The organism is Jeotgalibaca caeni (genome assembly GCF_028863945.1).
GTDB lineage: Bacteria > Bacillota > Bacilli > Lactobacillales > Aerococcaceae > Jeotgalibaca > Jeotgalibaca caeni.
This window is the reverse complement of sequence record NZ_JARBEA010000010.1, coordinates 23,857-42,611: the sequence shown is the minus strand read 5'-3', so window position 1 is coordinate 42,611 and position 18,755 is coordinate 23,857. Positions and strand designations below refer to the sequence as shown.

22 protein-coding genes are annotated in these 18,755 nt (G+C 40.4%); 21 read left to right on the top strand and 1 reads right to left on the bottom strand.

Features of this window, described 5'->3' with window-relative positions:
* Nucleotides 1-53 precede the first annotated feature (53 nt).
* Nucleotides 54-1,064 carry a YeiH family protein gene (locus tag PVE40_RS03660; RefSeq protein ID WP_274730539.1) on the bottom strand — a complete coding sequence of 337 codons (1,011 nt, stop codon included), beginning with the start codon at nucleotides 1,062-1,064 and terminating at the stop codon, nucleotides 54-56.
* Between the two features lie 203 nt (nucleotides 1,065-1,267).
* Between PVE40_RS03660 and PVE40_RS03655 the strand changes: the two genes are divergently transcribed.
* The 21 genes from PVE40_RS03655 (at nucleotide 1,268) to flgB (ending at nucleotide 18,744) form a co-directional block, all read left to right on the top strand.
* Nucleotides 1,268-3,082, top strand: a complete 1,815-nt coding sequence (locus PVE40_RS03655) for a methyl-accepting chemotaxis protein (RefSeq protein WP_274730522.1) — start codon at nucleotides 1,268-1,270, stop codon at nucleotides 3,080-3,082.
* Nucleotides 3,083-3,172: 90 nt separating this feature from the next.
* Nucleotides 3,173-3,619 (top strand): chemotaxis protein CheW, encoded by a 447-nt coding sequence (locus PVE40_RS03650; protein WP_274730521.1) that lies wholly within the window; start codon nucleotides 3,173-3,175, stop codon nucleotides 3,617-3,619.
* Nucleotides 3,620-3,634: 15 nt separating this feature from the next.
* The gene (locus PVE40_RS03645) at nucleotides 3,635-4,117 is read left to right on the top strand and encodes a chemotaxis protein CheD (protein WP_274730520.1); all 483 of its coding nucleotides are present in this window, start codon (nucleotides 3,635-3,637) and stop codon (nucleotides 4,115-4,117) included.
* Nucleotides 4,118-4,135: 18 nt separating this feature from the next.
* On the top strand, nucleotides 4,136-5,146 hold the full coding sequence (locus tag PVE40_RS03640; RefSeq protein ID WP_274730519.1) for a protein-glutamate methylesterase/protein-glutamine glutaminase: 1,011 nt from the start codon (nucleotides 4,136-4,138) through the stop codon (nucleotides 5,144-5,146).
* Nucleotides 5,143-5,931 carry a CheR family methyltransferase gene (locus PVE40_RS03635; protein WP_274730518.1) on the top strand — a complete coding sequence of 263 codons (789 nt, stop codon included), beginning with the start codon at nucleotides 5,143-5,145 and terminating at the stop codon, nucleotides 5,929-5,931. Before PVE40_RS03640 ends, PVE40_RS03635 begins: the two co-directional genes overlap by 4 nt.
* Nucleotides 5,932-5,934: 3 nt before the next feature.
* Entirely contained in the window at nucleotides 5,935-7,926 is a 1,992-nt protein-coding gene (locus PVE40_RS03630; protein WP_274730517.1) for a chemotaxis protein CheA, read from the top strand.
* Complete coding sequence (locus PVE40_RS03625; protein ID WP_274730516.1) at nucleotides 7,919-8,509, top strand: chemotaxis protein CheC; 591 nt, start codon at nucleotides 7,919-7,921, stop codon at nucleotides 8,507-8,509. The genes PVE40_RS03630 and PVE40_RS03625 overlap by 8 nt, the downstream gene beginning before the upstream one ends.
* Nucleotides 8,510-8,525: 16 nt before the next feature.
* Nucleotides 8,526-8,888 carry a response regulator gene (locus PVE40_RS03620; RefSeq protein ID WP_274730515.1) on the top strand — a complete coding sequence of 121 codons (363 nt, stop codon included), beginning with the start codon at nucleotides 8,526-8,528 and terminating at the stop codon, nucleotides 8,886-8,888.
* A gap of 11 nt (nucleotides 8,889-8,899) precedes the next feature.
* Nucleotides 8,900-9,322, top strand: coding sequence for a chemotaxis protein CheW (locus tag PVE40_RS03615; RefSeq protein WP_274730514.1), 423 nt, complete (start codon nucleotides 8,900-8,902; stop codon nucleotides 9,320-9,322).
* Nucleotides 9,319-10,314 carry a flagellar motor switch protein FliM gene (fliM, locus tag PVE40_RS03610; RefSeq protein WP_274730513.1) on the top strand — a complete coding sequence of 332 codons (996 nt, stop codon included), beginning with the start codon at nucleotides 9,319-9,321 and terminating at the stop codon, nucleotides 10,312-10,314. The genes PVE40_RS03615 and fliM overlap by 4 nt, the downstream gene beginning before the upstream one ends.
* On the top strand, nucleotides 10,311-11,360 hold the full coding sequence (gene fliY / locus PVE40_RS03605; protein WP_274730511.1) for a flagellar motor switch phosphatase FliY: 1,050 nt from the start codon (nucleotides 10,311-10,313) through the stop codon (nucleotides 11,358-11,360). Before fliM ends, fliY begins: the two co-directional genes overlap by 4 nt.
* Before the next feature lie 179 nt (nucleotides 11,361-11,539).
* Nucleotides 11,540-11,833 carry a flagellar biosynthesis anti-sigma factor FlgM gene (flgM, locus tag PVE40_RS03600; RefSeq protein WP_274730510.1) on the top strand — a complete coding sequence of 98 codons (294 nt, stop codon included), beginning with the start codon at nucleotides 11,540-11,542 and terminating at the stop codon, nucleotides 11,831-11,833.
* A complete protein-coding gene (locus PVE40_RS03595; RefSeq protein WP_274730509.1) occupies nucleotides 11,833-12,195 on the top strand; it encodes a flagellar motor switch protein in 363 nt (120 codons plus the stop codon). The genes flgM and PVE40_RS03595 overlap by 1 nt, the downstream gene beginning before the upstream one ends.
* 10 nt (nucleotides 12,196-12,205) lie before the next feature.
* Complete coding sequence (gene flgK, locus PVE40_RS03590) at nucleotides 12,206-13,624, top strand: flagellar hook-associated protein FlgK (RefSeq protein ID WP_274730507.1); 1,419 nt, start codon at nucleotides 12,206-12,208, stop codon at nucleotides 13,622-13,624.
* 2 nt (nucleotides 13,625-13,626) lie between these two features.
* The gene (gene flgL, locus PVE40_RS03585) at nucleotides 13,627-14,532 is read left to right on the top strand and encodes a flagellar hook-associated protein FlgL (protein WP_274730506.1); all 906 of its coding nucleotides are present in this window, start codon (nucleotides 13,627-13,629) and stop codon (nucleotides 14,530-14,532) included.
* A gap of 128 nt (nucleotides 14,533-14,660) precedes the next feature.
* Entirely contained in the window at nucleotides 14,661-15,479 is an 819-nt protein-coding gene (locus tag PVE40_RS03580; RefSeq protein ID WP_274730504.1) for a flagellin N-terminal helical domain-containing protein, read from the top strand.
* 87 nt (nucleotides 15,480-15,566) lie between these two features.
* Nucleotides 15,567-15,914, top strand: coding sequence for a flagellar protein FlaG (locus PVE40_RS03575; protein ID WP_274730503.1), 348 nt, complete (start codon nucleotides 15,567-15,569; stop codon nucleotides 15,912-15,914).
* 4 nt (nucleotides 15,915-15,918) lie between these two features.
* Nucleotides 15,919-17,337, top strand: coding sequence for a flagellar filament capping protein FliD (gene fliD / locus PVE40_RS03570; RefSeq protein WP_274730502.1), 1,419 nt, complete (start codon nucleotides 15,919-15,921; stop codon nucleotides 17,335-17,337).
* Nucleotides 17,338-17,366: 29 nt separating this feature from the next.
* Nucleotides 17,367-17,723 carry a hypothetical protein gene (locus PVE40_RS03565; RefSeq protein WP_274730501.1) on the top strand — a complete coding sequence of 119 codons (357 nt, stop codon included), beginning with the start codon at nucleotides 17,367-17,369 and terminating at the stop codon, nucleotides 17,721-17,723.
* Nucleotides 17,724-17,733: 10 nt separating this feature from the next.
* Complete coding sequence (fliS, locus tag PVE40_RS03560; RefSeq protein WP_274730500.1) at nucleotides 17,734-18,096, top strand: flagellar export chaperone FliS; 363 nt, start codon at nucleotides 17,734-17,736, stop codon at nucleotides 18,094-18,096.
* Nucleotides 18,097-18,369: 273 nt separating this feature from the next.
* Entirely contained in the window at nucleotides 18,370-18,744 is a 375-nt protein-coding gene (gene flgB, locus PVE40_RS03555; RefSeq protein WP_274730499.1) for a flagellar basal body rod protein FlgB, read from the top strand.
* The last annotated feature ends 11 nt before the right edge of the window (nucleotides 18,745-18,755 follow it).

The following is an 18,755-nucleotide window of genomic DNA, read 5'->3' as shown; positions in this document are numbered from 1 at the left end:
GAAAAACCTCATCACCTAGAAATAGGTGGTGAGGTTTTTTTGTTGACTGGATATTAAAAGAAAATAGAAATCAAGAAGATCGCTAGGACTACTTGAACAACAGAAAGGGTGAGCCCATATAGAAGTACTTTTGGTCCTTCTTTTGCAATTTCTGCCACTCTGATCCGCATTCCAATTGCGGCCAGAGCCATGATCTCGAATTGACTGCGGACATTCGAAGAAAATGAAAGAAAGGATTCCGGTAAAATATCGAGACTCCTGATCCCAAAGAAAAGAAGAAACCCAATAATGAACCAAGGAATCGTGAAGGAAACACTTCGAGCGGTTCCTTTAGTGGAGGAATGAAAGAGTGGTTCCTCTTCTTTGAGGTTCAAGCGGCTGAAGATAAGGGCAACTCCTGCAATCATCAAGACCCGCAATAACTTGAAAACTGTGGCCAAGTGCAACACATCGTCGCCGACGATTTTTGCGGAAGCGACCACTTGCCCAACGGACTGGATCACTCCACCAATCAGAGCGGAGGTTGGAACAACTGCTTGGTCATAGAGAAGGGCAGCCAGCAGAGGCAGTCCCATCATTAAAAAAGTCCCCATTACATTGACGGCAGTGATGGACATACCTTTTTCTTTACTTTTTGCGTCTAAGATAGGAGAAACGGTTCCAATCGCAGCCGTACCACAAACGGCATTCCCAGCTCCCATTAACAAGGAAAACACTTTTGTGAAGCGAAAGAGACGGCCAATGCCATAAGCAGCCACAATCGTCAGCGTCATTTGAAGAAGGACAAAGAGAAGTCCAGCCAAGCCAATTTCTCTCATTAGTTGAAAATCAAGGGTAAGACCGTTCAAAACAATGGCTATTTCCAACAATCGTTTCTCAGCAAATTTTGTCCCAGCGTCAAAAATCGGTTGCTGGAAAAAAGTATTTCCGGCGATAAGCCCTAATAAAATAGCTAATAAAGCAGCACCAACTGTAGGAAGGAACTGAGCCAGCAGCTGACTGAGAATGGATAAAAGTAAACTTAATAATAATCCAGGAAACAGGATTTTAATACTATTTTTCATCAAGGTGGAAGATTCCTTTCTACATATAAAGATTGTCTTTAACTATAAGTGAATCGAGGAATTTAGTCAAAAAGTAAAAATATGGACCTATTTTGGAAATATAAATTTAATACGAAAATATTTTGAAAAATGTTTAACAATCTCTGTCCAAGAGCCGATAAGAAAGATAGAGTATTTGATTGAACAAAAAGGAGTGATTTTGTTTGGATACAACGCAACAAGTAGAAGAAAGTAAGAAAATTGTGTGGAAAGAACGGCTCAAAAAGTTTCAGCCAGACTGGAAAAACTGGAAACAAAAATTCCAGAAAATAGAATGGAAAAAGTTGAAGCAAGGAAACCGAACCATTCGAACGCGTATTTTAATGGCTTTCGGTGTGTTGCTGATTCTCTCCCTTGGCTCAGGAATAAGTAGCTATTATACCCTTCAAAAAGTAAATCAAGACGTAGAGAAACTCGTAAATAAAGATATTATTCTGATGCAAAATTATGAAAAAGTATCGTATTATATGGCCCAACGCAATTCTTCCTTAAGAGGGTATCTTCTTACCAGCAAATCAGAATATTTGAACCAATTCACTGACTATTCCGCCATGATCAAGCAACATCAAGGTGTCATCGTAAAACACGATGATTCTGCTGAAAACCAACGGATCTTCAGTTTGATGGATGAGTGGGAAACCTATACGAATGAATCGGTCTTAGCACTGATGGCAGATAATCAACGAGCCACAGCCATGCAGAATATGAATGAATATGTAAATCCGAAAGCACAACAAATTCAAAATGAAATATCTTCTCAAGCAGGAGCTCAATCGGTAGCAACACTCATGCAAGCAAATGCATTAATCGATAATAACAAGCAATCCATGCTTTTCATGGGAATCAGCCAGGTAGTTATTATCGCTGTCTCCATCTTACTAGCACTCATTTTTTCTAATAGTATTTCTAAGCCAATGAAGCAGATAGCGAACCGGCTACATGTCCTTTCTACCGGTGTATTGAATAAAGAACTAGTGGAAGTGAAAGCAACCGGTGAAATTGGCGAGCTGCATACAGCAGCAAACAGCTTACAACTCCGCCTCATTGATATTATTACGAAGTTAAGTAGCGGTGCCGAACAGCTTGCCCAGCAAAGTGAAGAACTTTCTCATTCTGCAGCAGAAGTGAAATCAGGTTCAGAACAAGTTGCTGTTACGATGCAGGAGCTATCTATTGGTACAGAGAACCAAGCTCATTCTGCCAGTCTATTGGCAGGAAACATGGATGTATTTGGGGAAGAGTTCAACCAAGTATTTGCTCGCAGTGAACAGATTGACAACCGTACGGATGAAGTATTGCAACTTTCTGGAAAAGGGAAGGAACTGATGATGTCCTCTCATCAGCAAATGGAAAAAATTAACTTTATCGTCCAAGAGTCAGTAGGAAAAATGGATAATCTCGAAAAAGCGAGCCAAGAAATTACTAAATTAGTAGTGATTATTCAAAATATCGCGAAACAAACCAATTTACTTGCTTTGAATGCTGCAATCGAAGCAGCGCGGGCAGGAGAACATGGTCGTGGTTTCTCTGTAGTCGCTGATGAAGTAAGAAAATTATCCGAACAAGTTGCTCATTCTGTGAAAGATATCACGCAATTCGTTGAAAATATCCACATCGAAACGAATGATGTAACGAAATCTCTGAATGAAGGATTTGAAGAAGCAAAATCAGGGCTTCTTGGAATCAAAGAAACAAACGAAACCTTTGATCACATTAATCAAGCTCTCCATAACGTAGTGGAAAACATTCATGAGGTAAATGAAAGACTGCAAGTATTGACGGAAAGCAGTAAGGAAATGAGCCATGCAGTTGCGGAAATTGCTTCGGTTTCTGAAGAGTCAGCAGCAGGGGTGGAAGAAACTTCTGCAGCGTCTGAAGAAATTAACAGCACCATGGAGGAAGTGGCAACCAACGCTAGTCAAATTGCCAGCTTGTCTGAAGAAATGAGAACTATGGTAGGGAATTTTCAAATCGATTAAATGTGTTCTAAAAAGTAGACCCACATCGTTCATTGTGCAGATGTTGGGTCTGTGTTTTGGATAGCACGAAGAACGAGAAAGAGGGAACATATGAATAAGTTTGTATTATTTAAGTCTCATGAACAATTTTTTGCTGTTTCAATTGCTATTATTGAAAAGATTATCCTTTTTCAACCACCTACCCTCATTCCAGATACATCGGCTTATATTTTAGGCTACCTGCCTTATGATGGACAGCCATTGGCATTAATTGATATGCGGATGCGCCTGTTCCAAGTAGCAGGAGTTCCTGATGAAGAAACGAAAATTATCGTTATTCATTGGAAGGGGAAAAAGTTGGGGCTAGTAGTAGATGAAGTAGTGCGAGTCCAAGATTTTCAAGCAGACTCCAATCGCGAAACCCGTTCAGAAGACGAAAAAACGAATTACATCGTTGAGATATTCCAAGAGAAGGATGAAATTATCTTGCACTTGGATATAGACAAGCTCTTCTCTGAAGAAGGTGTGGAAGAAATCGAAGCGATTATCGAAAAATGAGGGGATTAGGCGGGAATGGAAGACAGTATAAAAGTAGGAATCGGTGAGTACAAAGTCTCCCGATCACCGCATTCATTAATCACCATTGCGTTAGGATCTTGTGTTGGCATTGCCCTGTATGACTCCACCAATAGAATTGGAGGATTAAGTCATATCATGTTGCCCGACAGTACGGCATTCCAAGGAGAACAAAAGGTAGGGAAATTTGCTGATTTAGCAATTCCCTCCTTAGTAGAAGAATTACAGGCAATGGGTGCCTCCAAGCACTTAAAAGCAAAAATTGCCGGTGGTGCCAGTATGTTTAAGATCAGCAACCCTGTTCCGCAGATGCAAATCGGACAGCGGAATATAGCGGCGGTAAAAGAAGTGTTGGCAAGTTTAGACATCCCAATCATCGGTGAACACACAGGTGATCATGTCGGGCGTACGATGTGGCTGGATCTAACAAATCTGGCGGTAGGAGTCCGGACTGCAACAAGAGAATACATTGATTTGTAAGGAAGAAAGGAATTAAAAATGAATAAACGCATCTTAGTAGTGGATGATTCAGCATTCATGAGGAAAGTATTGACCCAGCAAATATCAGCGGTCCATGGATATGAAGTAGCAGGTACCGCTCGAAGTGGTGAAGATGCGCTGAAGAAAATGGAACTAGTAAAGCCGGATGCCGTCACATTGGACGTGGAGATGCCTGGAATGGGCGGACTAGAAACCCTCACGCATATTAAAAAACAGTATGATATTCCGGTATTCATGTTGAGTTCCTTGCAAGGAAAGGAAATTACGATTCAAGCTTTGGAAGCAGGAGCTACGGACTTTATCGAGAAGCCTAGTAATTTGTTGGAGAATGCAGCAGATTTCCAGGAAAGGTTAGAAGCTCATTTGTCAATATTGTTAGACAATAAGAGAGTCGTTTCTCCGTATCCTTTGCCAATAAAACAGGAAAAGATGAGCATGAAAAAAATAAAAGCAATCGTGATTGGCGCCTCCACGGGTGGACCCAGAGCGTTGCTACAAGTAATCCGATCATTACCTTCCGAACTCCAGATTCCTGTTTTTATCACCCAACATATGCCAGAGGGTTTTACTACCTCTTTTGCCAAGCGGTTAGACGATAGTGCACGGATACCGGTAAAGGAAGCGGAACATGGAGAACTGATTCAACCAGGTACGGTTTACGTAGCGCCAGGAAATTATCATATGGCAATAAAGGGAGACCGAATTTACTTAGACCAGACTGAGAAACTGAATGGCGTTCGTCCAGCGGTTGACGTGCTGTTTGATTCTGCTTCTCAGGTATATAAAGAAAATCTATTAGCTGTGATCCTGACTGGAATGGGTAAGGACGGTACAAAAGGAATGAAATCGGTGAAAAAGCTGGGTGGACATACGTTGGCCCAAGATGAAGCTTCTTCGGTCGTATACGGAATGCCGGGCAATGCTGTAAGAGCAGGTGTGGTAGACCGATGTGCAGATTTAGTGGAGATAGCCGATATTCTGAAGGAAGTAGCAAAGGTGAGTAAATGACATTACAATTTGAAGAATTTTATGCCTGGTCCAAGCGGGAGCTGAACTTGCAGCTGGATGGCTACAAACAGAAGCAATTACAACGCCGCATCACAACCATCATGAAAAAAAGCGGATCAGACAACTTAACCATGTATGCTCGTACGATAAAGCAAGATCCCGAGGTAAAGAAAGCATTCCTAGACTACATCACGATTAATGTGACGGAATTTTACCGGAATGACAAACTATTTGCCGAATTCGAGCAAATTCTAGTAAATGACATTGCGCCGAAGTTTCCTTCACTGAAAATTTGGAGTGCTGCTTGTTCAACAGGAGCAGAAGCCTATTCGGTAGCGATGATTCTAAAAAAACAGAAGCTAGAGAATCGCAGTACGATTATCGGTACGGACATTGATCAGACCATTTTACAAAAGGCGCGAGAGGGCATCTACCGAGATGGAGAAATTAAAAATATTCACCCCACTGACTTGAAGCAATACTTTGTTGAGAAAGAGGGGCAGTATCATTTAACAGACGCCGTTAAGAAAATGGTAACCTTTCGCCAGCATGACTTGATTCTTGATGCGTATCCAAAAGACTGCCAAGTAATCATTTGTCGCAATGTAATGATTTACTTCAATGATGAAGTGAAGGAAAACATTTTTAAGAAGGTAAGTGAAGCTCTTGTTCCAGGCGGTATCTTCTTTATCGGAGCAACAGAAACCATTTATAATCCAAGTCAATATGGCTTGCGAAAAATTGGTTCCTTTCTATATGAAAAAGTAGGAATAGAGGAGGGATAAAGATTGGACGATAATACACAATATTTAGAGATGTTCTTTGAGGAAACGGATGATCATCTGCAACGATTGAATGAGTTGGTACTTGATTTGGAGAGCGACCCATCTGACTTGGAGTTGCTAAATGACATTTTTCGTTCTGCTCATACCTTGAAGGGAATGGCTGCAACGATGGGATTTGTCACCATGACAGAAGTAACCCATCACTTGGAAAACGTCTTTTCCTTGCTGAAGGAGCAAAAGATAACAGCTGATGAAGATGTCATTACTCTTGTATTCAAGAGCTTGGATGCTTTGTCGGAAATTGTTGAAGACATTCGCCAAGGGAGAAATGAAGTTCGTGATTATTCAGAAGTCATCGAATTATGCGACCGAGTTGCCAGTAGAGCAGATGACTCTCCAACAGAAGGACCAAAAGAAAAGCAAGCCGTGAACACTCCAGCAAAAATGGAAACATTGGATTCCTCGGATTATGACGTTGCCAGAAAGGCAAAGGAAACAGGATATCATGCCTATACCATCGCGGTTCAAATAGAAAAAGAAAGCGTCATGGTAAACGCTCGTGTCTTCTTGGTATTCAATAAACTCGAGGAATATGGGGAAGTACTTAAAACAGAACCCGCAATGGAAGTGCTGGAAGCAGAAGAATTCGGTCATTTCTTCCAATGTCTCTTTTTAACAGAACTGGAGCAAGCAGAAGTTCAACAGATGCTGGAAGAAATTAGTGAAATAGAATCGATTCGAGTAGAGAAACTAGAAGAACCGGTAGCAGAAACGGAACAAGCGAAGCCAGTCGAAGTGGAAACCAAAAAAGCAGAAGGAAATACGCAGAATGCGCAGTCTCATAATCAATCGATTCGAGTAGACATTGGCAAGTTAGACTCCTTCATGAATTTAGTGAGCGAACTCGTTATTTATCGCACGCAGCTAGAAGATATTGGGCAAAAAACGCAGAATAAAAAATTAACGGAAACACTAACCTATGTATCCCGTATTACGGAACAACTACAAACGTTGGTCTTAAATATCCGTATGCAACCTCTGCACACTGTAACGAGTCGCTTCCCACGTTTAGTGCGTGACTTAAGCAACGATACAGGAAAACCAATGGAACTAGTGATTGAGGGAGACGAAACGGAACTTGATCGGACAATTGTAGCGGAACTCAGCGAACCGCTGATTCACTTAATCAGGAACAGCGCCGACCACGGAATCGAATCGTCAGATGTACGCGAATCGTTAGGGAAAGCTCCAAAAGGAACCATCAAAATCAGTGCTTATCAAGAAGGAAACCGCGTATTTATTACCGTTTCTGATGATGGGAAAGGACTGGATGCTGAGGCAATCCGTCAGAGTGCCGAGAGAAAAGGCATCGTGACAGAGGGGCTGACAAGTCAGGAGATTCAAGAATTAATCTTCCATCCAGGCTTCTCTACTGCTAGCACGGTAACCAAAATTTCTGGTCGCGGAGTAGGGATGGATGTTGTAAAAACAAAAATTGAGGAACTGGGCGGAAGCATTGACATTAAGAGTACGCCACATGTAGGTACTTCTTTCCGCTTGAGTTTGCCACTGACCTTATCCATTATTCCAGCTTTATTGGTCCAAGTGGAGAATCATGTTTTTGCTTTACCGTTAAGTGTGATTGACCATGTCATCCATACCCAAAAAGAGGACATTAAACAAACTCATCATGGAGAAGTCTTGATGAACCGGGGGAAAGCTGTACCAGTCATTCGTTTAGAGGATCAGCTAGGCATGACAGGCGATACGATGCATTCTACTCATATGGTTCTTGTCACCATTGATGGCAAAGAGTATGCCTTGTCTGTAGATTCCATTATTGGTCAACAAGAAATTGTGATTAAAGAATTAGGACCTGAATTCAAATCAATGAATGATTATTTAGGCGCTGCTATTATGGGAGACGGCAGCATCGTACTCATCTTAAATGTAACGGCTATTTGTATGGAAAGGAATCAAGTTGCTTATGTCTGAGATGTATACAGAAATGGAACTGGATGTCCTAAAAGAAATCATTAATATCGGCGGCGGAAACGTTGCGACCAGTATTTCGAAACTTTTAAATAAACGAGTAGAGATGGATGTGCCCGTGATTGTCCATCAAACGTACGAAGAAGTATTTGAAACGATCATGCCAGCAGAGATGATGGTCAAAGCAGTACAAATCCATACGAGCGGCGATTTATCTGGAGCGTTCCTATACATTCTTCATGAAGAAGGAATTAAGAGAATCGCTTCCGAACACTGGCAAGCTTTCCAAGAAAATCCAGAAATTGCTGATTCAGCTTTGTGTGAGTTGGCCAATATCTTGGTGAACAGCTTCTTAAATGCAGTCACTCGCTTCTTAGATTTGAACACGCAGTCTTCTGTTCCATATTTAGCGGAAGACATGTTCGGTTCTCTTTTAACGAGTGCTTATCTAGAAGAATTACAATATGATAATCGCATTTGGATTTTTAAGAATGATTTTTGGATTGAAGAACATAAATGGGAATCGTCCTTGTACTTTGTGCCACAAAAGGGTATCTTTGAAAAGCTAATAAACACAATCATGTGAAAAGGGGAAAAATAAAATGGGAAAAAATATTTTAATCGTAGATGATGCAGCATTCATGCGCATGAAGTTGAAAGATATTTTACAAAAAAATGGCTATACAGTAGTAGGTGAAGCTCAAAACGGAATAGAAGCGGTGCAATTGTATCAAGAAGTACAACCTGACTTGGTAACCATGGATATCACGATGCCAGAGATGGACGGAATTGATGCATTGAAGAAAATCAAATCCATAGATCCAGCCGCAAAAGTAATCATGTGCAGCGCAATGGGGCAACAAGGAATGGTAATGGACGCCATCAAAGCCGGAGCGATTGATTTTATTGTGAAACCATTTGACACCACTCGTGTCATTAAATCAATCAGTAAAGTAGCATTATAAGGAGGGATAAAATGCAAATTGTCATTTTTTCCCTAATGGATAAGCTTTATGCCATTCCTTCAGATGATGTAGAAGAAATTACGGGTAAAGTAGCGTGGACCGATGTACCTAAAACACCAAATTGGCTGTTAGGGTTGGTTAACTTGCGCGGTACGGTTATTTCTTTGATTCATTTTGAACAGTTTTTGAACTTTACAAGAACGAGTCAAGAAACAGAAAATCTATGCTACAATAATACCGTTATTGTTAAAAACGGCAAAACGAAGACAGCCTTCGCGGTGGATCGAGTAGAGGAAGTTATTCATTTGGATGAAGAAGAACTCCAATTGATTGGCAACCAGGATACCGTGCAAGGTGTATTTTCGAGAAAGGATCAGATCGTCAATCTCATCCATTTGCCGACATTATTTTCAAAGAATGAGGGGTCTATTTGAATCCAGTTTTATCACAAGAAGAAATTGATGCGTTGATGGCTGGCATGATAAGCGGTGAAATTGACGTCATGGCTCTGGAAGAAAAGGAGCAGGTAAAGGTCAAAGACTACGACTTCAGAAGACCGGTACGTTTGTCGAAAGAATACGTATCAACATTGAACATGGTCTTTGAAGAATACGCCAAGATTGCCGAGAATTTACTTACTACACAGCTCCGTTCTAATGTCGCACTTGAATTGAAATCCATCGAACAAGTGAGTTTCGATGAGTTTCTCCACTCTGTCCCTCATTTCACGATGATGGGTGTCTTTCATGCGGATCCTCAACCAGGGATTCAAATCATGGAAATGAACCCACAGATTTGTTTGCAATTAATTGAGTTATTGTGTGGAAGTGCAGAAACGACGACTTTTAATTACAACAATACGAAAGATCATTTTACTGAAATCGAACAAGCTATTTTAGAAGAAGTAGTGATTCAATTTGGGAAGGCATTTCAAGCCGCATGGCGCGATATCGTTGGGCTTCAAGTCCACCTCGATATGATGGAAACAAATTCCCAAATGATTCAAGCTATTTCACCGAATGAGCCCGTAACGTTGGTTACGTTTGAAATAGAAATGCTGGGAACGACCTCTTTCTTGAATTTGTGTATCCCTTATGTATTCTTTGAATCCATTTTGGATAAGTTGAGTTTACGTAATTGGTTCCATACGGGTAAGGGCGCGGACGCTGCAGACCAAGGACGTTTGGAACGCAATCTACAACATGTAGAAGTGAACTTGGAAGTCGTGCTTGGAAAAACCGAAATGAGTCTGGAAAGTTTCCTGCAATTGGAATTGGGAGATATTATTCCGTTAGAGAAGCGAACGAATGAACCGCTCGTTCTATCGATTGAAAAAGAACCCTATTACCTTGTAAAGCCAGGAATTGTGGATCGTCGCATGGCAGTAGAAGTATTACAAAATATTGGAGGAAATCAGGAAGAATGAGCAATGGAGCATTAACGCAAGAAGAAATCGATCGGTTGTTAAACCCCACTCCCGATGATACAGCGGTACAGTCGGTAGATGCATTAAGTCAAATGGAATCTGATATTATTGGTGAAGTCGGTAATATTTCTATGTCCCAAGCTGCTACAACTTTGTCCGAACTCCTTGGTAAACAGGTGAGAATTACGACGCCACGTGTACAAACGACGACAGTGGCCACCATCTTAAAAGAATCGCATATCCCAAAAGTGATTACTTCCATTACATTCAAAAAAGGAATCACTGGTAAAAACATGTTAATCTTGGATGTGTCGGATTCAGCTAGTATCGCAAACTTAATGATGGGCGGAGATGGCCAAGCCGAAACAGATACACTGGGTGAAATTGAGCTTAGTGCGGTAGCGGAAGCGATGAATCAAATGATTGGCTCGGCTTCTACCGCTATGGCTACGATGTTAGATCGTACCGTAGACATCTATCCTCCAAGCGTAAACATGTGGGACGAAGAAAATGAACACAATATGGATGAAGATTTGGAAACAACTGTATGTGAGATTTCCTTTGAACTAGAAGTGGAAGGAATCTTAAAGAGCACCATCATGCAAGTATTCTCTTTGGATGCGGTTCATGATATCACAGAGTTGATGTTGGGAGATGAGGCAATCGTGGTAACGGATCATGTAGAAGAACAGCCAGTTCCAGTAGTTGCTCCAGTAGAAGAAGTAGAGAAAGTTTCTGTCCATAAACCCGAATTCCAGCAGTTAGACAATCAGCCAACGCATCATCAGCCACAAAATTTAGATTTAATTATGGATGTGCCGCTTGAATTCAGCGTTATGCTGGGAGAAAGCAAGAAAACAATTCGTGATATCCTTTCGCTAGGAACAGGATCTGTAGTCGAGCTAGACAAAATGACAGAAGAACCACTTAGCATCTACGTAAATGGGAAAATGATTGCAGAAGGCGAAGTGGTAGTCATCAATGAGAACTTCGGTATCCGCATTACGAATATATTGAGTAAAGAGAAACGATTGAATAACATCTAGAAAGAAGCGGCATTGTGCCCGCTTCTTTTTTCTTTTTAGTAAACGAAGAATCACACAACTTCATCCTTTTAAGATAGAATAGGGAAGGATACTTTTTTCTATTTTCTGGTTAAATTAAATAAAAGAATGCCGATATAGTAAAAGAGCGAGAAATAAATCGGAAAAAGGAGGCACTTCCTATGAAAATAACCAATGGACACCAACAATATCTACGTGCAATTCAAAATAATCACAAAGCGCCTGCCGGAAATCAATCAAAACCAATTGAAAAAACAACCAAAGAAGAATATGTTTCGGTAGAAATATCTGATGAAGCTAAAAAACTTTCAGCTACTACTCAAGAAGCTGCACCAAGTGAACGCGCGGCTGCCATTAAAAAAGCAATCCAAGCAGGCACCTATCAAGTCTCCGCTGAAAAAGTTGCGGATGGCATGTTTGAGGCCATTACCGCTCAGAAAAAGGTTGAAGAATAATGAATCAAACCGCAATTACTTTTTTAACAGATTTCCTTCAATTACTGGAAACAGAAAAAGACGCATTGATGAAGAATGATGGTTCAGCAATTATCACCATCGTAAAAGAAAAGGAAGTTTTTGTAGAGGCATTTCCTACGATGGATTTTAAGAAGGTAGACCAAAAAGAGGTTACTCGACTAGTCGGAGACATTCGAAAGTTGCAAGAAACCAATTTATTGTTAACCAAACAAAGCCTTCGTTTCCATGAAACAGTAATGGAAGCTTTGAGCCAAGGCGCACAGAAAAATGGAAAAACATATTCGAAACAAGGTCAAAAGACGGGTTTGGACCAAGCTAATTTATTGAACCAGTCATTATAGGAGGTACATCGTGTCAGGATTATTTAATTCACTAAACATCGGAACGAGAGGGATGACTGCAGCGCAGACCGCATTGCAGACAACGAGTCATAACCTTTCGAATTTGAATACAGAAGGTTATTCGCGCCAACGCGTTGATTTACAGGCGAGCAATCCCTACCATATGCCCGGCGTAGGCCAGTTAGGTACCGGAGTGACGATGTCTGGAGTGATTCGCGTGGTAGATGATTATGTAACCAAGCAGATCCAACAAGAAACGAGTTCCTTCAAAAAATACGAAACAAAGTCCGACACGTTAGCCCAATTAGAAATGATTTTCAATGAGCCTTCTAAAGCTGGATTAAGTGAAGGGTTTAATCGTTTTTACTCTACATGGAACTATTTAGGGGCCAATCCAGAGTTGGCAACCGCAAAAACGATGGTAAGCCAAGAAGCACAAACCTTGACGGATACTCTTTCTAGTATGTCAAAACAAATAGAAGGTCTTAAGGGAGACACGACGTACGCAATTGAAAAAGATGTTCTTGATTTCAACAGCAAGGTCGATCAATTAAACACCTTAAATAAGCAGATTTTTAATGTGGTCGTAAAAGGCCACACCCCAAATGACTTGTTAGATCAGCGTGATCGTTTGACAACGGAACTAGCTGGAATTGTAGATGCAGACTTCAGCTATGATAAATTTCAGCGCGTAAGTATCAAGGTTTCTGGAAATGATATATTGAATGAAAACAGCAGCCAAAAGTTAGTCAACTTAGCAGATGGCCAAGTTGGTTTAGCAAATACGAACCAACCGATCACTGTAACAAACGGCAGTATCAAGGGTTCTCAAGAAGCCTTGCAGGTGATTACAGATAAAGGCAAAGAATTGGATCAAATGACTTATACCTTTGCGAGCGCTGTGAACAAAATTCATAGCGATGGAGGAAAAGGAATTGATTTCTTTACGGTTTCTCCAACAGATTCTGCGAAAAGTCTGAAAGTAAACAAAGACATTATTGCTGATCCAAGTAAAATAAATGCAGGAAGTTCCCTGATTAAACCAGTAAGCGGTGATGGATCAAGAGCGACTGCTATTTCATCCCTTGCCAATACGTCTCTTCTTTATTTTAACGGCGGACTTTCCAATGATTATGACGCCGATACGATGTCTTTCATTTCAAAGCCAGGCGGAACTACGACAGACGGCGCTTATAACAATATGATTACTAGTATGGGGATCATCAAGGAACAAGCTGACCACATGACGACCAGCCAAGGTGAAGTACTAGGATTTTTGAAAGATCGAAGAAGTTCGATTTCCGGTGTCAACATGAACGAAGAAGTAGTAGATATGATGAAATTCCAGAGTGCTTTCCAAGCCAATGCTCGAATTATTTCGATGGTGGATGAGATGCTGGATACTTTAATTAATCGGACAGGAGTGTAACCATGCGTATTAGCGACCAAATGACTTCCAGAAGTTACTTAACAAACCTTTCACGGAACCAACAAAACGTGCAAAAGTACCATGAACAGCTCTCAACGATGAAAGAAGTTTCCAAGCCTTCTGATAACCCACTCTTGGTTTCACAAATCATAGACTTGAAAACGAATATCAGCCAAAACCAACAATATCAAACGACAATCGAAGATTCGTTGGACTGGACGGACATGCAAGACGCGTCCCTCAAAGATGCATCAGATTCCTTGATGCGAATTAGTACATTGGTTCAATCTGCGGCGAATGATACGATGAGTTCTTCTGACCGTTTGGCAGTCAGAGCTGAAGTGGAAACAGAAATTGCAACGTTCGTGGATGCACTGAATACAAACTTCGGTGGCCGTTATATTTTTGGCGGTACAGAAACGATGACGACTCCGTTCGAGATTACTCGCGATACAACGGGTGAAATGACCGGAATCACTTATCATGGAACCGAACAAAATCTTTCCCGAGAAATTGCAAGTGGCGTGAATGTGAGCCTGAAAACGGACGGAGCCTCTCTCCTGCAATCAAAGGATGGCGATATCGGCACTTATTTCTCTGAAGTTCTCAGCGCCCTTAAGAACGATGAATCGGAAAAGCTAGGCGGATCGTTACTTAAAAAGGCCAATACTAGTATTGACCAAGTCGTGACGTATCGAAGTGAAATTGGTGCGATTTCGAACCGCTTAGAATCTGCCAAGACCAGAAATGAAAGTCAAGATCTCAATCTAAAAGGGATGCTATCTTCCAAGGAAGACATTGATTTCGCTGAAAAGTACATGCAATTCATGATGGAACAAGTTGCGTATCAATCTTCCTTGCAAATGGGAACCAAAGTATTGCAAACGACGATTTTAGACTACCTGTAGAGGTAGTCTTTTTCTTTGTTAAAAGCTATAAAAATAATAAAAAGCACTTAACAAAAATGAAAACCCTCCGATAAATAAGATAGAGGCAAGACCTCACTAAACATTGAGAAAACAGGAGGCAATACAACATGAGAATTAATACAAATATTTCAGCAATGAACACTTACTCTCGTCTAGGAGCAGCAAACTCTGCTAAATCAGGATCTTTAGCAAAACTTTCTTCAGGACTTCGTATTAACAAAGCAGGGGATGATGCAGCAGGTTTATCTATTTCTGAAAAAATGAAAAACCAAGTGAGTGGTTTGACTCAGGCTACTCGTAATGCCCAAGATGGTATTTCTTTAATTCAAACAGCTGAAGGTGCTTTGAAAGAAACGCACAGTATCTTGAATCGCATGCGTGATTTATCTGTGCAAGCAGCAAATGAAACAAACAGCTCAGATGACTTGACTGCTATTAAATCAGAGATGGATGAATTAGGTAGCGAAATTGATAGAATTGCTAAGACTACGAAATTTAACGAAAAATCTCTTTTAGATACTGAATCTAAGGCGTTTGTTTTACAAATTGGTGCTAATGTATCAGAAAACGATGCATTAACAGTTACAATTAATGCAATGGATACCGCAGGTCTTGAAATTGATGCGTTAGATGTAACTACAACGGCTGGGGCAACTGCAGCTATTAACACTTTGGATTCAGCAATCAAAGAGGTATCAGCGCAACGTACTTCTTTGGGGGCGAATCAAAATCGTTTAGAGCATACAATCAATAACCTGACAACTACCAAAGAAAACCTTTCCGAAGCGAACTCCCGTATCGTAGATGTTGACATGGCTGAAGAAATGATGAGCTTCACGAAATCTAATATCTTGTCTCAAGCAGCTACTTCCATGCTTGCTCAAGCAAACCAAATGCCTCAAGGCGTATTGCAATTATTGCAATAATCTTTATAAATTCTATTTTGAACTGGAAGCCGGCATCTGTCGGCTTTTGGTTTTCATTTTTACTACATAATAAAGGGGTCGTTTATCATGGAACCAGTGCCATCGATGAATCGGGTTTTATTTGATGCAAAGCAACGCTATATTGAGCAAGTCGAAAGAAGCGGTAATCCTACTGAATTGAGCAAAGGTGATAACAAGGAGCATCTCCATTCAGAAACCGACTTAAAGCGAGTGGTCAGTGAGGCGAACCGCTATGTAGTGGGCTTGAATGTAGAATTTTTTATCGAGACACATGAAGCGACCAATCGAACGATTGTCCAGTTGCGTGATATAGAGACGGATGAGATAATTAAGGAATTCCCACCAAGAGAACTGTTAGACATCGTGGCAGATATTTGGGAACAAGCGGGTATCTTGGTAGACAGAACGGAGTGAAACAATGGCAAGTACAATGAATATTTTGGGAACCTATTCCGGGATTACCATGGATACAATCGAACAACTGGTTCAAGCTGAAGCTAATAAAGTTGTAAAGTATACCAATGAACAAGAAGAAATAAAGCAAGAACAAACGGTTTGGAAGGATATTCAAACACGTCTAGATAACTTAGCAAGTAAGCTAAGCGACTTAATGAAACCAGAATCATTTGAATCTAAAAAAGTAACAGCTTCTCCAGAAGGAAAAGTTGTTTTTACAGCAGGAACAAAAGCAATCTCTGGTGATTATTCAATCACTGTTTCCAAACTTGCGACTCGTACGCAAGTGACCGGAAATAAGTTGAATTTGAGTGAAACCAAAATTACTGAAGCTTGGGGTAAAAACGGCACTCTTAAACTGACTTCTCAGAAGTCAGATCAATCAGACGAAGCAAAGTCGATTGAAATCGAGATTACTGCGGAAGACAGTTTAGAAAAGGTAATGAATAAAATCAATGATAAAACCAAAGACAGCGGCATTTCTGCGGTCATGATCGACAATCGTATTGTCTTGCAAGAGCAGGCCTTTGGTGACCGTACGATTTCCATTGAGGGAGACATTGCGAAGGACTTAGGTCTAGAGAACTCGGAAACTCGGAAAGGTCAAGCTGCGAACTTGACTGTTAATGGCATCCCTATTACAAGAGACAGCAATCAAATTACGGATGTTATGGACGGCGTAACCTTGGACTTAAAGGCAGTCACCTCTGAACCCATTCAAGTCAGTGTAGAAGATGATTTACAAAAGGCATCTGACACGGTAAAGGCATTCGTTGACCAATACAATTCCACTTTGAAATTTATCGAAGAGAAATTGGATGTAGGCGATCCTTCAAAAGAAGATAACAAAACCGGAGCATTATCGGGCGATAGCAGCTTGATGCGGCTGCAATCACAATTGCGAAGTCTCCTGACCCAAGCTGTAGACAATGGCAATAAAGGAATGAATACTGCTGAAGCAGTCGGAATAACCGTAGATCGTTACGGTGCAGCAACATTGGATGAAGGAAAGCTGAAAGAAGCATTGAAAGAAAATCCACAAAAAGTGATGGATCTCTTCAGCTTTACCAAAACGACAGAAGTAACTGAAGATGGTACAACGGTTACGAAGAAAGAAGAAGTAGGATTAGCGCAAAAATTTAATACGCTACTCAATAGTTTTACTGATTCCAAAGAAGGCGTTATTGCCACAAAGAACGAAACCTATGACAAGTTAATCAAAGACTTGAACAAGCGTATTGAAACGTTTAATGAGCGTTTGGAAGTAAAACGCAAAGGCTATATCGAACAATTCACTGCATTGGATATTGCGATGATGGAAGCAGAATCGCAACTTAGTTATTTAATGAGTCAAGTCGGTACGACGAATGGAAATAAATAGCAGCACGAAGGTAAAATGGAGGTTATGAAGTGGAAGTACGTTCTTTGACAGAAGATCGGACGATGGTTATCGAAAAGATGGATAAGTTGCTTCAATCTTGGGATGGAACAGCAGATTCTGGTCCAGTTATCATTGAGAAAATGAAATACTTATTGGATGAATTACAACAAATTCAGGAAAATAAAGGAGATTCAATCCCCTATTCTACAGAAGAAGCAACACTCTTAACGCAAATTTATCGTACAGAAAAGTTGTTGTTATTTGCCATGAGAAATCGAAAAGAATACTTGGCAAAGGAAATGATGGGGATGAATAAGAAAGAGACATTGGTCCAAAATTACTTATACCCGCGTAAGGCACCTGTTTTCGTGAACCAGCATTTATAAGGAGTTAATCATGTACAACCAAAATATTAAAAATGTCTATTTACAAAATCAAATCCTAACGGCTTCTCCTAAGAAACTTGTCTCGCTACTCTACGAAGGAGCCATAAAAAACTTAAAGCTAGCAAAAATCCATATCCAAAAAGAGAATTTTTCTGAAGCACATCAATCTCTCATAAAGTACCAAGATATCGTTGAAGAATTGCAACGCACCTTGGACTTTGAAGAAGGCGGAGACATTGCTAGCGACCTGGATGCTCTTTATTCATTTTTGTTGACGCAAGGGATGAAAGCAAACATTCAAAAAGATGTCACAATTATAGACACATCTGTCAACTTATTAGAAGAATTGTTAGAGACATGGAACCAAATTTAACTCTAAAAAGTGTTGATTTGAAGCCCTTTCTGGTTGTTTAACCAGTAATAAGGGCTTTTTTGTCGCGTAAAGTTACGACAAAATGTTTATATAAATTTTTTAACTATTTTTCTTTATCATCTTGTACAATAACGTAGGTGAGCAAACAATAGTTTGACTTTTATGAGAATTTTATAATGGAAAAGACTTTAAACGGTGTACTTTATAGATGTACGTGCATCGAGTACTTTGATGTTCAAATAAAACAGACAAAATTGAAAGGAGTTTTCCTAATTGAGTACGATCAATCTATTAAAGCAGTCCTTGAATGCTGCATCTTTCCGGCAAGAAGCCATATCAAGTAATTTAACCAATGCGAATACGCCTGGTTATAAAGCGAGTCAAGTACAGTTTGAGAGCTTACTTGGAGATGCGCTGGAAGGGACTGCTTTGCGGAAAACCCATCCCAATCATTTTGGTGTAGGGCCAGACATGAATGTGGAGCCAGTCCTCCAAAAACAAACCAATACGAGCGTAAAAGAAAACGGCAATAATGTCGATGTCGATATGGAAATGGTGAACTTGGCGCAGAATCAATTGCATTATCAAGCACTCATTTCTCAATTGAACGCACAGTATCGCCGTGTAAATACGGTAATCAATACGTAATAGGAAGGAGA

Excerpts from the sequence above, each read along its gene's own strand:
- fliS (WP_274730500.1), top strand. The coding sequence starts at position 17,734 with ATGTACAACCAAAATATTAAAAATGTCTATTTACAAAATCAAATCCTA.
- PVE40_RS03660 (WP_274730539.1), bottom strand. The coding sequence starts at position 1,064 with ATGAAAAATAGTATTAAAATCCTGTTTCCTGGATTATTATTAAGTTTA.
- PVE40_RS03580 (WP_274730504.1), top strand. The coding sequence starts at position 14,661 with ATGAGAATTAATACAAATATTTCAGCAATGAACACTTACTCTCGTCTA.
- PVE40_RS03620 (WP_274730515.1), top strand. The coding sequence starts at position 8,526 with ATGGGAAAAAATATTTTAATCGTAGATGATGCAGCATTCATGCGCATG.
- PVE40_RS03650 (WP_274730521.1), top strand. The coding sequence starts at position 3,173 with ATGAATAAGTTTGTATTATTTAAGTCTCATGAACAATTTTTTGCTGTT.
- PVE40_RS03575 (WP_274730503.1), top strand. The coding sequence starts at position 15,567 with ATGGAACCAGTGCCATCGATGAATCGGGTTTTATTTGATGCAAAGCAA.
- PVE40_RS03615 (WP_274730514.1), top strand. The coding sequence starts at position 8,900 with ATGCAAATTGTCATTTTTTCCCTAATGGATAAGCTTTATGCCATTCCT.
- fliD (WP_274730502.1), top strand. The coding sequence starts at position 15,919 with ATGGCAAGTACAATGAATATTTTGGGAACCTATTCCGGGATTACCATG.
- flgM (WP_274730510.1), top strand. The coding sequence starts at position 11,540 with ATGAAAATAACCAATGGACACCAACAATATCTACGTGCAATTCAAAAT.
- PVE40_RS03645 (WP_274730520.1), top strand. The coding sequence starts at position 3,635 with ATGGAAGACAGTATAAAAGTAGGAATCGGTGAGTACAAAGTCTCCCGA.
- flgL (WP_274730506.1), top strand. The coding sequence starts at position 13,627 with ATGCGTATTAGCGACCAAATGACTTCCAGAAGTTACTTAACAAACCTT.
- fliY (WP_274730511.1), top strand. The coding sequence starts at position 10,311 with ATGAGCAATGGAGCATTAACGCAAGAAGAAATCGATCGGTTGTTAAAC.
- PVE40_RS03625 (WP_274730516.1), top strand. The coding sequence starts at position 7,919 with ATGTCTGAGATGTATACAGAAATGGAACTGGATGTCCTAAAAGAAATC.
- PVE40_RS03635 (WP_274730518.1), top strand. The coding sequence starts at position 5,143 with ATGACATTACAATTTGAAGAATTTTATGCCTGGTCCAAGCGGGAGCTG.
- PVE40_RS03595 (WP_274730509.1), top strand. The coding sequence starts at position 11,833 with ATGAATCAAACCGCAATTACTTTTTTAACAGATTTCCTTCAATTACTG.
- PVE40_RS03640 (WP_274730519.1), top strand. The coding sequence starts at position 4,136 with ATGAATAAACGCATCTTAGTAGTGGATGATTCAGCATTCATGAGGAAA.